The 13,603-nt window shown below is 74.3% G+C and carries 11 protein-coding genes; 3 read left to right on the forward strand and 8 right to left on the reverse strand.

From position 1 onward, the window contains the following. The first annotated feature begins 60 nt into the window (after nt 1-60). The gene (locus tag IF01_RS0124200) at nt 61-828 is read left to right on the forward strand and encodes a hypothetical protein (protein ID WP_030395631.1); all 768 of its coding nucleotides are present in this window, start codon (nt 61-63) and stop codon (nt 826-828) included. 31 nt (nt 829-859) lie between these two features. Here IF01_RS0124200 and IF01_RS0124205 read toward each other — a convergent pair whose 3' ends face one another. The 7 genes from IF01_RS0124205 to IF01_RS0124240 form a co-directional block, all read right to left on the reverse strand. Next, a complete protein-coding gene (locus IF01_RS0124205; protein WP_051756096.1) occupies nt 860-3,259 on the reverse strand; it encodes an ATP-binding protein in 2,400 nt (799 codons plus the stop codon). Between the two features lie 262 nt (nt 3,260-3,521). Continuing rightward, the gene (locus IF01_RS0124215; protein ID WP_030395633.1) at nt 3,522-4,019 is read right to left on the reverse strand and encodes a GNAT family N-acetyltransferase; all 498 of its coding nucleotides are present in this window, start codon (nt 4,017-4,019) and stop codon (nt 3,522-3,524) included. Then, nucleotides 4,016-5,341: a DUF6271 family protein gene (locus IF01_RS0124220; protein WP_030395634.1), complete on the reverse strand. Its 1,326-nt coding sequence runs from the start codon at nt 5,339-5,341 to the stop codon at nt 4,016-4,018. Before IF01_RS0124220 ends, IF01_RS0124215 begins: the two co-directional genes overlap by 4 nt. 555 nt (nt 5,342-5,896) lie before the next feature. Beyond that, nucleotides 5,897-8,362, reverse strand: a complete 2,466-nt coding sequence (locus tag IF01_RS0124225) for a DUF7617 domain-containing protein (protein WP_094745636.1) — start codon at nt 8,360-8,362, stop codon at nt 5,897-5,899. Between the two features lie 343 nt (nt 8,363-8,705). Next, complete coding sequence (locus IF01_RS0124230; protein ID WP_037780970.1) at nt 8,706-9,074, reverse strand: STAS domain-containing protein; 369 nt, start codon at nt 9,072-9,074, stop codon at nt 8,706-8,708. Next, nucleotides 9,071-10,189 carry a cobalamin B12-binding domain-containing protein gene (locus IF01_RS0124235; RefSeq protein WP_051756100.1) on the reverse strand — a complete coding sequence of 373 codons (1,119 nt, stop codon included), beginning with the start codon at nt 10,187-10,189 and terminating at the stop codon, nt 9,071-9,073. Before IF01_RS0124235 ends, IF01_RS0124230 begins: the two co-directional genes overlap by 4 nt. Continuing rightward, complete coding sequence (locus IF01_RS0124240) at nt 10,186-11,856, reverse strand: PP2C family protein-serine/threonine phosphatase (RefSeq protein ID WP_078880255.1); 1,671 nt, start codon at nt 11,854-11,856, stop codon at nt 10,186-10,188. Before IF01_RS0124240 ends, IF01_RS0124235 begins: the two co-directional genes overlap by 4 nt. A gap of 216 nt (nt 11,857-12,072) precedes the next feature. Between IF01_RS0124240 and IF01_RS0124245 the strand changes: the two genes are divergently transcribed. Both IF01_RS0124245 and IF01_RS0124250 read left to right on the forward strand, forming a co-directional pair. Continuing rightward, the gene (locus IF01_RS0124245) at nt 12,073-12,462 is read left to right on the forward strand and encodes an STAS domain-containing protein (protein ID WP_051756105.1); all 390 of its coding nucleotides are present in this window, start codon (nt 12,073-12,075) and stop codon (nt 12,460-12,462) included. Between the two features lie 120 nt (nt 12,463-12,582). Next, nucleotides 12,583-13,053 (forward strand): ATP-binding protein, encoded by a 471-nt coding sequence (locus tag IF01_RS0124250; RefSeq protein ID WP_051756107.1) that lies wholly within the window; start codon nt 12,583-12,585, stop codon nt 13,051-13,053. 151 nt (nt 13,054-13,204) lie between these two features. On the opposite strand, the gene IF01_RS0124255 is transcribed toward IF01_RS0124250, so the two are convergent. Then, nucleotides 13,205-13,582: an STAS domain-containing protein gene (locus IF01_RS0124255; protein WP_063764287.1), complete on the reverse strand. Its 378-nt coding sequence runs from the start codon at nt 13,580-13,582 to the stop codon at nt 13,205-13,207. Nucleotides 13,583-13,603: the final 21 nt, after the last annotated feature.

A 13,603-nucleotide genomic window follows, 5' to 3' on the forward strand; every position in this document is an offset into this window, starting at 1 on the left:
ATCAACACTCTTTGCACTCCCCATCTTTGACCTTCCGTCCGTTCACTGTCGAGGAGAGCCGTGGTCACCACCGTCAACTCGCTGATCCCCCGCCTGCAGGACCTGCTGCTCGGGCACCTGACCAACAGCGGCGTCGACGTGGTGGCGGGCCTCCACGACATCGTCGCGCGCGCCTCGGTCCTCGGCCCCGACGGTGCGTGGCTCGCCGCCGCGGCCCACGCCGATCTGTCCGATCTGGCCGTCGCCCAGGGCCAGGTGGACCTCGGCCTGCGCCACCTCGACGCCGCGGTGGACGGCGGCTACAACGACTGCGTGGCACTCCACGTCCCCACCGTGCTCCCGCTGCACCGGGACCCCCGGTTCCGGGCCGCCTACGGGCGCATGCGCGTCACCCAGGCGGACCTGGACGAGTTCTTCTGGCTGCACCGGGAGATGCAGATCGCGGTGAGCGACGCCCGCACCGCGACCGTGGACAACATCGGCCGCCTCGACACCGGGGTGTCGCTGCTCGCGCAGGCCCCCCTGCCCACCCGCGAGCCGAACACCCCCGGTGTCCTGATCACCCGCATCCACCTCACCGTGATCCAGGGCGCACTCCAGCAGGCCGCCGTCAAGGCGGAGTTCGGGCGCAGCTCCGGCAATACCGCCCTCGACCTCATCGACGGCACCTGGGACCCCACCCGCGCCAGGTACGACGCCCGGCACGCGGACGACCACGACACCCGGCTCCACCACGCCGCCCAGGCCCGGGCCTTCGTCGAACGCCCCGGCGTCGCGACCGCCCTGGTGCCCTGCCCGCCGCTCGGCTCGATCCGCTACCCGTCCTGACCTCGCTTCGCCCCGACCTCGCCGGTCGGGGTCACTCCGGCAGCGAGGCGAGCAGGGCCCGGGCCTCGTCCGCCTCCGGGACGTCCAGGGCGGCGAGGATCCCGACGGCCAGTTCGGCGTGCTTCCGCGCCGTGCCCGGTTCGCCCAGGCGCAGGTGCGTGCGGGCCATCCCGGTGTGGATGCGGCCGAGGTTGTAGCGCTCGCCGGTGTGCGGCAGGTACTCCAGAGCGGCCAGGTAGTGCCGCAGGGCGCTCTCCGGGGCGTCCATGGCCAGCAGGGCGTCGCCGAGCAGGGTGTGCGACTCGGCCTGGCCGAAGGTGTCGCCGAGGTCGCGGTGCAGCTCCAGGGCCTCCTGGTACAGGTCGAGCGCCTCCGGGTGGCGGTTCAGCCTCTGCTGGTGCTCGCCGAACTGGTTGAGCGCGATGGCCCGGCCGAGGCGGTTGCCGCCGCGCCGGTGGAACTCCAGTGCCTCGTGGTGGTGGTCCAGCGCCTCCCGCATCCGTCCGAGCCTGGTCAGCGTGGGGCCCAGATTGGTCAGGGCGATCGACTCCACCGCCGGCTCGGGGAGTTCCCGGGCGAGCCGCAGCGCCTCCCGGTGGTGGTCGAGGGCCTCCTCCAGGCGCCCCGTCCGGGTCAGGGTGAGGCCCAGATTGGCCAGGACGTGGGCCTCGCCGCTGCGGTTGCCGGTCCGCCGCTGGAGCTCCAGGGCCCGGTGCAGCAGGTCGAGCGCCTGCGGGAAGTCGCCGAGCTGGTACTGCACCAGTCCGAGGTGCCGCAGCGCGGCCGCCTCCCGGGCCTGACTGCCGAGCTGCCGGGTGGCCCGGAGGGCGCTGAGCCCCAGCCCGAGGGCCTCCTGCGCGGGCAGATGGCGCTTGAGGTGGCGCCAGAGGATCGCCGGCAGGTCCGCGGCGTACTCCGGCAGGTCGGCCTCGGCGGCGTGCCGGGTGAGCGCCAGCAGGTTGGCGTGCTCCCGGGCCAGCCAGTCCGTCGCCTCCGCCGGACCGGCGAACACCAGGGGCGCCCCGCCGCGGGCCCCGCCGGGCGCGGGAGGCTGCGGCCGGTGGTGCCGTTCCAACGGGACCAGCAGGTCCATCGCCGAGGCGGCGGTGTGACGGTAGTGGTCGAACAGCCGGACGAGCGCGGCCCGCGGGACCGGCGTGGACGCCTCCCGCGCGAGGAGTTCACCGGCGAAGGCCCGCAGCAGGTCGTGGAAGCTGTAGCGGAACGCCGCGTGCTCGATCAGCAGGTGGTGGTTGTGCAGCGACTCCAGCAGCTCCTCGGTCTCGTCCAGCGGCGCGTCGACCAGGGCCGCGAGGGCGTGCGGCGTCACGTCCTCCCCGGGATGCACCGCGGCCAGCCGGAACGCGCCCCGCTGCGCCGGGGTGAGGGAGTGGTAGGACTCGACGAAGGCCGCCGCGACGCTCTGGTCGTGGTTGGACAGCTCGGTCAGCAACCGCTGCGGACGCCGGATCCGCTGCAGCAGTTCGGCCGGCGTCCAGGCGGGATGGTGGGCCAGCCTGGCGGCGGCTATCCGCAGCGCCAGCGGCAGCCGTCCGCAGCGGGTGACGATCTCCTCCACGGCGGCGGCGTGGCCCGCGACCCGGTCCGCTCCGGCGACCCGGGTGAACAGTTCCACGGCCTCGTCGTGGCTCAGCACGTCCAGCGGCACGGCGACCGCCCCGTCCAGTCCGGGCATCCGCCGCCGGGACGTCACCAGGACCAGGCAGCGCGGGTCGCCGGGGATCAACGGGCGGACCTGCGCGGCGTCGACGGCGTTGTCCAGCACCAGCAGGTACCGCTTGCCCGCCGCCCGGCTGCGCCACAGCTGGGCGCGCTCCTCGGTGTGCGGCGGCAGCGCGTTCTCGGCGACCCCGACCGCCCGGAGCAGGCCGGCCAGCGCCGCGCCCGGTTCGAGCGGCGGCTGGCCCGGGGTGGCGCCGCGCAGGTCGACGAAGAGCTGCCCGTCCGGGAACCGGTCGGCGAGGGCGTGCCCGATGTGGACGGCCAGGGCGGTCTTGCCGACGCCGGCCATGCCGTCGATGGCCGAGATCACCAGCGGACGGGCCCGTGCACCGACCGGTCCGGCGGCCAGGGCCAGCAGCCGGTCCACCTCGCCGCGCCGGCCGACGAAGTCCGGGACGGCGTACGGCAGCAGCCGGGGCACCACCTGCTCCGCCGGCTGCTCCCCGCCGGACCGCGGCTCCGGCTCCCCGTCCCCGCGGGCCGCGGCGAGCAGCCGGTCGCGGTCGGCCGGTTCCAGCCCGAGGGCCGTGGCCAGCCGCGCCACCGACGACAGCCGGGGCCGCCGGCGTCCCGACTCCAGCACGCTGATCGCATGGGTCGAGAGGCCCGACTGCTCCGCGAGCTCCTCCTGCGTCCACCCGGTCGAGTACCGGTACTGCCGCAGCAGCGTTCCGAAGTCCCCCTGCACGATCGCCTCCGACGAGTGGTCATCCGAGGGAACGACGACGGCAGGGAACGACCCAGCCCCGGAGACGCGTCCCCCGTCGCGACCCCCGGCCCGCGACCCTGACGGGCCCCTGACAACGGATCATCATAGGACGCCGGGCCGACGCATTGGGGCGGTCGGCCGGTGTTGGCCGGATCGTTCCCGGCCCGCCGGACTACCACTCCATTGCGCCGGCCCGGGGAATCGGTGCACGGCTCGGGGCATCAGTGCCCGGCCCGGGGAGTCAGTGCACCGGCATCGACATGTAGACCGCGCGCCGCCCGTAGGACGCGGGGACGGCCACCTCCCGGTGCGAGCGGTAGCCGATGATCCGCAGCAGGATGTCCGCCCCGCGGACCGCGACCATCGAGATCTGCTGGAAGCCCAACTCCTCGGCCCGCGTCCGGAAGTGCCGCATGAACCCGAGCGCCACCTCCCGGCCGCGCAGGTCCTCGGCGATCACCAGATCGTGCACGTGCAGGTTGTCCGACTCGAAGGCGGTGTCCTCCGCCCGGGCGAGGTCCGGGCACTGCAGCGGCGGGTACGGCAGGCTCAGCAGGTAGCCGCGGACCGTGCCGCTCTGCTCCAGCACGAAGCAGGTCTCCGGTGAGGCGACGGCCCGGGACCGCAGCGCCTCCCGGCCCTCCGACAGGCCGTCGGCCGCGTAGGCGTCGTACTCCAGCGCGACCACGGCGTCCCAGTCGTCCTCGGCGAGCTGCCGGATCAGGAAGTCCTCGCTCACCCCGCGGCCCCGTCCCGGCCGGGGCGCAGGCCCTCGGCACGGGCGGCGGCCACCATCCCGGCCCAGGACTCCACCAGCACCGCCCAGCGCTCGGCGTCCTCCTGCGCCTCGTCCATGAGCTGCTGCCGCTTCCCGGCCACCGCGTCCGCGAGTCCGGTGTACTTGCCGCCCAGCTTGCGGTAGGAGCGGTCCAGGACGTCCAGGCAGTGCTCGTTCCCGGCCCGGTCCCAGTCGACGCTGCCCCGCACCAGGTCGAGGATCGGCTCGACCTTCAGCCCGTGCCGCTCGTCCAGCAGCCCGCGGCCGTGGTCGATCATCCCGCCGTATACCGGGTACAGGTACAGCATCGAGAGCAGGAACTTGACGAACCGCATCTGGTACGAGATGAAGCCGGCGCCGGTGCGGCGCTCGGGCGTGTAGTAGTTGACGATGTGGCGGTTGTGGACGACGCCGGGCGACTGGGAGTGGACCAGCGCGTGCAGCAGGGCGTAGTCGCAGCCGATGGTCTCGATCGAGGGCAGCAGCGGCAGCACCTCGTAGGCCCGGTGGTCCAGGGCGATGTTGCACATGTAGACGTTCCAGATGTCGGGCACGCCCAGGACGGAGTGGTCCGTGTCGAACGGCTCGGCGCCGACGCCCTTGAAGGACAGGTCCACCATCGCGTCCCGGTCCTCGTCCGACCACACCGGCGGGGTCCACAGGCGCACCAGGTCGCGGTAGACGGCCGGGTCCAGTTCGAGGATCTCGCCGATGTCCACGTTGAGTTCGCCGAGGAAGGAGCCGCTGACCAGCATCACCGGCATGTCGGCGTCGGCCGCGTCGAGCTCGGAGCGGGTGACGACGGCCGCGGCCTCGCCGGCCGGCCGGCCGATCGAGAGCAGCTCGTGGTGGATCGGGAAGACCTTCTCGTCGTCGACGACCTGGAAGTCGGCGTCGTCGTTGCGCAGGTGCGTCGAGGTGCAGCCCAGGGCGGCCGCGGCGAGGAAGAGCCGGTTGACGCAGGATCCGTACGCGACGGCCTGCGGGAGCATCAGGTCGAGCAGCAGCTCGGGGTCGGCGCCACCGGAGCGCTCGGCCACCGCGCGGAAGAACTCCCGCTGCTGAGCGTTGCCGAGGTGGTGGACGAACACCCCGGGCGTGGGGGCCAGCGCGGCCACGGCGTCCGCGTTCTTCGCGAACTCGGCCTCGTCGGTGGTGTCGAGGACGAGGAGGTGCACCTCGACCCCGAAGGTCGCGACGGCGTAGGCCGCCTCCTCGGCGAGGTCCACGATGGTGCCGGGGCAGGAACGCATGGTGGGCAGGGCGAGGCAGACTCGTTGCATGGTTCGGAACTCTCCGTCTGATCGTCAGATTCGGTACAGCGGCGTTCGGTTGGGCGCGATTCGGCGTGCCGTCGGCGTACGCCGACGCCATGACGGCGGCCCGGGCGGACCTCCACGCCGACGTCCCCCGCCGCGCATGCGGCCTCCCTGCCGGTGGCCCTGCTCCACCAAGGTGGACTAGACCAACTTCAGTGTCAACGGAGTGCTTTCGGCGAGCGGTCGGCGACACGCCGACACTGCCCGAACGGGCAGGCGCCGGTGCCCCTGGACGGACGTCGGCGGCCTGGCAGGCGAAGTGGTTTGTCCGGACAGCGGCCGTGCGCGACACAGTCGGCGGCCACGCTCCCGCGCGATCGCCCCGGCTCCCGCGGTCCTCGCCCCCGGGCTCGTCCGGTGCGACGTCCTGGGCCTGGACAACGTGCGGCTCCGGTCGCGTCCCTTCGCCCGCCGCACACTCGGGAGGGAGGCGCCGCCCCCCTGTGACCGGGGGCGGGGTCCGGGCGGCACGCGCCCGGACCCCGCCCCCGGGGTCGTGGACCCCCGACGCACGCGGGATCAGTCCTTGTCGGGCACCGCCAGGATGCACAGCAGGGAGCAGGCGACCGCCGCCGACGGGGCGGTGGTGGTCGGCGAGGTGCCAGGCGGCGAGTTGGCGGGCACGAAGCTCGCGGACGCCGTGTTCTTCAGCGGGAGCGCCAGCAGGAAGGAGTCGCAGTAGACCCGGCGGGTGGCCCCGGCGGGCAGGGTGAACGTACCGGCCGCCTTGCGGCACCCGGGGGTGACCGCGTCGTTGACGGTGACGGAGGCGGCGTCGACGGGGCCCGCGTTGCTGACGGTGATCCGCCAGTGGGCCGTGCCGAGCAGGCCGAGCAGGCCGACCGGGCTGGTCTTGGCCCACGGACCGGCGCCGTCCGGCCCGCAGTCGTGCCAGTTGCCGGAGCCGCAGATCTCCTTCTCCACGGTGACGTCCGGCCGGCAGCCCGCGCCCGGGGCGACGGCGGTGGTGACGGTGTTGGAGGTGAGCGCGCCGGTTGCGTCGCTGCCGCTCGCGGTGTTGGTGACGGCGGTGGTGGTGCAGGCGGCGGCCACCGTGGTGCGGAAGCAGATCTGTGGCGGGTCGCCCCGGTACTCCACGACCAGTGCCGGGTGGTTGTCGGGGGTGAAGTCACCCGTGCCGGTGAGGACGAGCTGCGCGGTGACGGTCAGCGCGGGGTGGGCCGCGGCGTCGACGCCCGACAGGTCGACCGTGCCGTCGGGTGCGGGACCCGGTACGGGCACGGGCGTGCCGTCGGGGTCGGTGACGAGCACCCGGGAGGCGGTCAGGTCGACGTGCGCGATGTCGATGTCGGTCAGCCTCGCCCTCGTGTACCCCTGGACGTGGCCGGTGCCGCCGTCGCAGGCGAAGTCGGCCGGCCGGAGGGTGACGGCGGCGCCGCTGTGTACGCAGGGGCTGGCGGCGGTCGCCGGGTCGAGCGAGAACAGCACGCCCGCGTCGCCGAGGCCGATCAGGCAGCGGGTGGTGGTGTCGTAGGTGTAGCCGTAGTCACGGGTGGCGCCGCCGTTGACGCCCGGGTGGGTGGCGGGCAGCGGGAAGCCCGCGCACGGCGCGTCGTGCGTCCAGTCGTGGCAGACCGTCGCGCCGGCCACGGAGCCGCCCCAGGCGGGGAAGTAGCTGCGCGTCACACCGTCCGCGACGACCGTCTCCGGGCTGAACGTCAGGACGTTGCCGGCCAGCGCCGCCAGGGTGCCGGGCGCGGGGCGGGCGGCACCGTCGAGGGCGTAGCAGGTGGTCAGGACGTTGGCCCCGCCGACGGTGCTGGTGCAGGCGCCGTCGGGCTGTCCCGCAGTGCTGTACGACGCGAAGACGCCGTAGCTGTAGTAACCGGCGTTCGGCCCCGCGGGGTGCGGGGCGGTCCAGCCGGCGCAGACAGTCCGTGCGGTGGTGTCGAAGCAGCCGAGGACGGGCGGGCCGGCGGCCGTGGAGCCGGAGGCCTGCGGCGAGGAGGAGGCGAAGACCTTGTCCCCGACCACCGTCAGCGCGCCGAGGTAGAGGGCGTTCGGCGTGCTCGGCAGGTCGTGGTTGGGGGCGACGACCGGTGCGTACGGCTGGCCCGCGCACGGGGTGCGGGTGGCGAGCGTCATGCACAGCACCTGGCCCGTGGTCGCGACCCCGTACAGGCTGTCGCCGGCCCGGACCAGGCCGGCCAGGCTGTTGGCGCTGCTGGGCGAGCCGCCGCCGGTCGCCAGGGCGGTGAAGCCGCAGTTGGCCCGCGCGTCGAGGTCGAGGCAGCCGACGCCGATCGCGGTCTGCGTGACCGCCGGGTAGTACAGCAGGTTCGGCTGCTGCGGGTCGAGCACGTACTGCGGGGTCAGCGGGCTGCCGATGTCGCCGGTAGAGCCGGTGCCGAGCGGCCCGGCGGCGGTGTTCAGCGGCCGCGGCCACGGCCCGCCGGAGCAGAGCTGTCCGGTGGACAGGCTGTTGCAGACCGCCTGCGGGGCCCCGCGCGCGGCGTGGTGGTAGATGCTCCAGGACTGCACCTCGCCGGACGCCGTCCGGTACAGCACGGGCGTGAACCCGTCACCGCCGGTCGCCTGCGCCGCCGCCCTGACGGGCGCGAGCAGCGGCGCGGACAGGCCGGTGCCGCCGGCCCGGGCCACCGGGTTCCCGGCGCGGACGGCGACGGTCGCCGCGCCCGGGTCGGTGCCGGTGAAGGTGCTGCCGTCGGTGGACCACGACGGCGTCCACCCCGGCGGCACGCGCAGCGAACCGGGCACGTAGGTCTGCGCCGACCCGGCCCCGGTCAACCGGTCGGTGACGACGGCCTGCGCGGCCGTGCCGTCGGTGGTGCCGTTCCCGTACTCGACGGTCCAGTTGAGGGTGTCCCCGTGGTCGGCGGCGGCCGCCCCGGGATGGGTGACGTTCTGCAGGCTCTTCACCAGCGCCGACGCCGCGGCGTCGGCGCCGGCGGCCCGCGGTGCGAGGCCGGCCGGGCCGAACAGGAGGAGGGCGGTGGTCAGCACGGCGGCCAGGGCGGCACGCGGCGAGCGACGGATCGGAACGGGCGGACACGGGCTTCTCAGCACAGGTTCTCCACCTCTGACTCTGATCGGCAGGGTGCCTGACGGATCGTCAGGCAACCTGCCGATCAGATTAGAGACACAGGGAGGGTGCCGCGGCCCGATTTTTCGTATTGACCGCATGATGAACGAATTCGACCGCGGGCCCATCACAGGGGACAGGAGTCGAGCTCCTCCGTCGTCGGCGTGATGTCCTGCTTCCGGGCGCCGGCGCCCTGGGGACGCAGTTCGCCGCCGCCCCCGCAGGCGGGTCGGTCCGCCCGCGGACGGACACCGTCCCCGTCCCTCAGGCACCGACCGCGTCGTCGTCGCGGACGGCGGACCGGCGGACCAGGTGCTCGAAGGTCCCGGTCAGGTGGAGCAGCCGGTCCAGGACCGCGGGCCGGTGATCGATCAACAACAGGAGTCCGGCGGCGTCGGTGCGTCGCCGGATCTGCAGCAGGGTCGACAGGCCCATCGAGTCGCACATGGTCATCGCCGTGCAGTCGAGTCGGACGACTCCACCCGCCGGCTGGGTGGACACCGCGGCCGTGATGGTGGCGAGCAGGGTGTCGCAGCTCTCGTGGTCGAGGTCGCCCTCGACCGGGAGGGTGACCGCCGCGGGCGGTGGCGCCGGCACGGGTGCGGGGTGGACGGGATCGGGGAGCTCGGTCATGCCGGGTTTCCGTGGTACTGGTGCGGGACGGTGGCGGGTACGGCGGACGGGGAGGCGACGGCGGCGCGACCGTGGTCGAGCAGGCCGACGGCGCGGGGCAGGTCGCGCAGCTCGTGGCCCAGCACCTCCAGCGCGGCCAGCAGGGAGGCGGTCGGAACGGCGCGGGCGGTGAGCACGCCGGCGGTCCAGGTCAGGAACCCGCCGAACAGTTCGGGGTCGTCGGTGTAGAGGGCGGCGCCGAGGAAGTCCACGATGTGCGCGGTGTCCTCCGCGGTGTGCTGGAGCTGCGCCTCGGTGTAGGAGCGCACGGCGGGGAACCGCTCGGCGAGACCCGACATCACGGCACCGACGAGGCGCGGCGCGCTCCGGCGGACCAGCGTGTACTCCTGGTCGGCGAGATGGGGCAGGTCGTCGACGGGTTGGTGCGCGGGCAGTGGGGCGACCAGGCCCTCGGCCAGCCGATCGGCCGCGCCACGGGCGTCCTCGGCCCAGGCGTCCGCCCCCAGCAGCCGGGCGTATCGGCCGTCGGGGCCGAAGGCCGCGCCGCCCACCAGTACCGGGACGCCCGCAGCCTGCGCGGCGCTGATCGCGGAGTGGGCGGTGGCCAGGCGCGGCGCGAGGGAGGCGGACAGCGCCAGGGCGACCGGCGCGGTGCGGTGCAGCCGTGCGATCAGGTGCGGGGTCGGCACCTGGGCGCCGAGATAGTCCACCTCCCAGCCGCGCAGCGCCAGCACCTGGGCCAGCAGTCGGGCGGGAAAGGCATGCCACTCGCCGTCGACGCAGGACACGGTCACTCGGCCGCGGGGCCCGGCGCGGACGGCATCGCGGACCACGGGGTGGTGGGCCAGCGCGGCCACCACCCGGTCGTTGATGGCGGTGGCGGCGTGCTCCTCCGCCACCGTCAGCCGATTGGCGGCCCACTCGCGACCGATCCGCGCCTGGACCGCCGCGATCACCTCCAGCAGCACCGACTCCGGTTCGGCCCCGGCGGTCAGCGCCCCGAAGACGACGGCGCCGGCCGCTTCCTCGCTTCCCGCGGTCACCGCCTCCCACAACCGGTCGACGGTAGCGGTGAGTTCACTCGTCGGAGGCGGTACCGTCCGGACAGCCGTCATGCGGGAAAGCCTCCGTGTCCGTATCTGCCGGCCGCGGAGAGCCGGGTGCCCTGGGGTGCGGCGACGACCATCACGGCCATGTCGTCGTGGCGCCGGCCACCCACCCACTGCGAGGCGAGCATCAGAACGCGCTCGACGATCGCCTCGGCCGGCATCCGGGCGCACTCGCCCAGCGCGTGCAGCAGGCGCTCCTCACCGAACATCGCGTCGCCCAGCGGACCGCCGCGGGCCTCCGTCACACCGTCGCTGTAGAGCACGCAGGCCTCGCCGGGGGCGAGCACGACGGTGTCCGACACGACCGTGGTCTCCGGCAGCGCGCCCACCAGGCTGCCGTGGGTCCGGGAGACCTCGACCCGACCGTCCGCCCGGACGATCAGCGGAGCGGGGTGGCCGGCAGCGGACAGGCGGACCGTCACCCGGCTCTGCTGACGCCGGACCGAAGCCAGCACCATGGTGGCGAAGCGGGTGTGGTGCGAGGTCAGCAGCGCGCGGTTGAGCAGCGACAGCAGCCTCGGATGGTCGTCGGCCAGTGGCAGCAGCGCGTGCAGGGTGTTGCGGATCTTCCCGGTGAGCACGGCCGCCTCCAGCCCCTTGCCGCAGACGTCACCGAGCACCGCAAGGGTCTCGCCGTCGGGGTCGGCCGCGGGGTGGACGTCGTAGAAGTCGCCGCCGACCCGGTCGCGGTCCACCGAGGCCCGGTAGCCGCCCGCGAAGTCGGCCCCGTTCATGTGCTCGAGTCGCGGGGGGAGGAGCTCCCGCATCAGCAGGTCTGTGATCGCGGCCTGTTCCGAGTACATCACGGCTGCCGAGACCGCCGCGCCCGCGCGCGCTGCGAACAACCTGGCGAAGACCTCCTCGGAGGGCGTGAAGGCGCCGTGGCCCGGTCCGCGCAGCAGTACCAGCGCGCCCGCCGGTACACCGTGGCCCGGGAGCGGGGTGACGGACACCGCACCGACGGCCGTCAGGCCCTCCGGCAGCAGCCAGTTCGGTGCCGTTTCCGGGTCGATCCACCGGGACGGCACCGGCGGAAATCCCTGGAGGGCCTCGGCCAGTCCGGGCACGGCCGCCGGGTCCGCCCGGACCTGGCCCCGCACCGGCGGACCGTCACGCAGGCAGGTCACGAAGCGCAACGCCCGCCCGCTGTGCGGCGAGACGACCACCGCGGCGTCCGCCAGGTGGGCGGCCGCCTGCTGCGCCGTGGTCTCCAGGCAGCGGTCGACGTTCAAAGAGTTGAGCAACAGGCCCGGCAACCGGGCCAGCAGTTCCCACCTCTCGCGTTCCACCACGGCGGCCAGGCCGCGATCGGTGTCGCCGACCAGCCACCACACCACGCTGCCGTCGGCCCGGAGCGACGGATGGGCCTCCACCTCGGCACCGGCGATGACGCCGCGGACCGCCGTCTCCGCCGCGGGTGCCCCCGGCCGGTGCCGGCGGACGGTCGCGGCGGCGCAGAGCCGGGAGTGCGCCTCCAGCAGCCAGGGGGCGACCTCGGCGAGCTCCTCGCCCTCCGCTCCGGCCGGCCTCCCGAGCAGGTTCCAGGCGGAGCCGCTGCCGTGCACGACAGCCCCGTCCGCGGCGAGGACCAGGACCGGATACGGTGCCCCGGCCAGGAATGCCAGCCCGGATTCGGCCGACCCGAGGGGGGTCTCTGTCGGGAGGAGTGCCATCTGGTCGGCCCTGTCGGACCATCACCTCGTCACGCGTCTCGGGCAGTGGCCGGAGCCGCCGCGAATCCGGCTCGAAGGGCACGAACCGCGTCGGCCGCTGGATTCCCGCGCAAAGCCGACAGGTCCGACAGTACGCTCTGTACGGAACGGTCGTCACGTCCGGCACCGCTGTCGCCGAGGCTGCCCGTTCGCGGACGGATGACGTAACATCCGGCTGTGACGGAGAACGCCGAGGTGAGCAGCCACGGGACAGGTGGGCGGGGTTCCCGGCTGCTGCTGGTGCGCCCTCGGGGCGAACTCGACTGGGAGAGCGCGCAGGAGTTCGCGGAACAGGTCGGCGCGGCCGTCGAGCGCTGCCCCGACCTGGTGATCGCGGACTTCTCCGACGTGACCTTCGCCGACTCCTCCAGCCTGCACACGCTGTTCGACGCCCACCGGCGGCTGGCCGCCGCCGGTGGGCGACTGGTCGTCGCGGGGCCGCTCAGCCCCGGGGTGCAGCGACTGTTCGAAGTCTCCGCCACCACCGACTACTTCCACTTCGCACCCACTGCCGGGGCGGCGGCCGCCGGCGGCCCGGCGAAGTCACCGACGAGCGAAGGCCGATGACGCGGGCGGCCCGGGCGGTGCGGCTGCGGGGCACGGTGCACGGGGCGCCCGAGGCGGATCGGGCCGCTCGCTCCGTACCACGTCCGACACCCTGCGGCTGCACTCATTCGAGGTCCACCCATGCCGGAACCGTCCCCCCGCCACGACAGCACGGTGGCTCCCGACTCCGCGCGACTCGCTGCGCTCCCGGGTGAGCCGCCGGACGGAGCGGGCCACGGCGCCGGAACGGTTACCACGGCCGCAGAGGCGCGGACCGCGATCACCGCCCTGCTCGACCGTCTGCCCGGCGACCTCGGCGCGACCAGGAGGGACGCCCTCCTGGCCGCCACCGAACTCGTGACCAACGCCATACGCCACGGCGGCGGGCTGACCGGATTCCGCGCTCACCTGGCCCCGGACGGGACGGTGCTGCGTATCGAGGTGGAGGACGCCACGGACCAGCACCCGCGGCAGCCCGGGCCGGACGCCGAGGACCCGCACCGTCTGGGCGGCCGGGGATGGGCGATCGTCCTGCGGCTGTCGACCACCTGCACTGTCCAGCCGCTGCCGGCAGGCGGCAAGCGCGTCTCCATCACGCTCCGCGTCGGCTGAGCAGCGGGGAGCCGAGCCGCGGGCGATCGGATCCGGCCGCACCGGCCGTCGCCGGCTCCCCGCTCCGCCACCCGGGGTGGGACCGCCCCGGCCGGACCGAGGACGCGGGCGGCCCCGCGCTCCGATGCCCCGGGTCGGCCGGTGTCACCGGTCAGGGCCCGGCGTGCCGTTCCGCCGCGCCGGGCCCCAGTGCGGCTACGGCCAGGTCCACGTCGTGGTGGTGCGCCACCAGGCGCTCGACCCCGGTGAGGGCGAGCAGATGGCGCAGGTCGGCCGGGGCGCCGACCACCGGAAGCGCAGACTCCGGCACCGGGGTGCGCCGGGCGGCGAAGACGAGTTCGCCGATGCCGACCGAGTCGCAGAACCGCAGGTCGGTGAGGTCCAGAACCAGGGGGAGCCCGGCCGGGGTCCGTTCGAGGACGCGCCGAAGCCGGGGAGCGGTCTGGTGGTCCAGCTCGCCGGAGAGCACGACGACGGTCGCACCCGTCGAGTGCGTGCGGACGTCGATGGTGAGGGTGTAGGCGGGCACCTGGGCTCCGGGGTGGTGGGA

The organism is Kitasatospora purpeofusca (assembly GCF_000718025.1).
In the GTDB taxonomy this organism is placed as follows: Bacteria; Actinomycetota; Actinomycetes; order Streptomycetales; family Streptomycetaceae; genus Kitasatospora; species Kitasatospora purpeofusca.

Excerpts from the sequence above, each read along its gene's own strand:
- IF01_RS0124220 (WP_030395634.1), bottom strand. The coding sequence starts at position 5,341 with ATGCAACGAGTCTGCCTCGCCCTGCCCACCATGCGTTCCTGCCCCGGC.
- IF01_RS0124230 (WP_037780970.1), bottom strand. The coding sequence starts at position 9,074 with ATGACCGAGCTCCCCGATCCCGTCCACCCCGCACCCGTGCCGGCGCCA.
- IF01_RS0124235 (WP_051756100.1), bottom strand. The coding sequence starts at position 10,189 with ATGACGGCTGTCCGGACGGTACCGCCTCCGACGAGTGAACTCACCGCT.
- IF01_RS0124240 (WP_078880255.1), bottom strand. The coding sequence starts at position 11,856 with ATGGCACTCCTCCCGACAGAGACCCCCCTCGGGTCGGCCGAATCCGGG.
- IF01_RS0124250 (WP_051756107.1), top strand. The coding sequence starts at position 12,583 with ATGCCGGAACCGTCCCCCCGCCACGACAGCACGGTGGCTCCCGACTCC.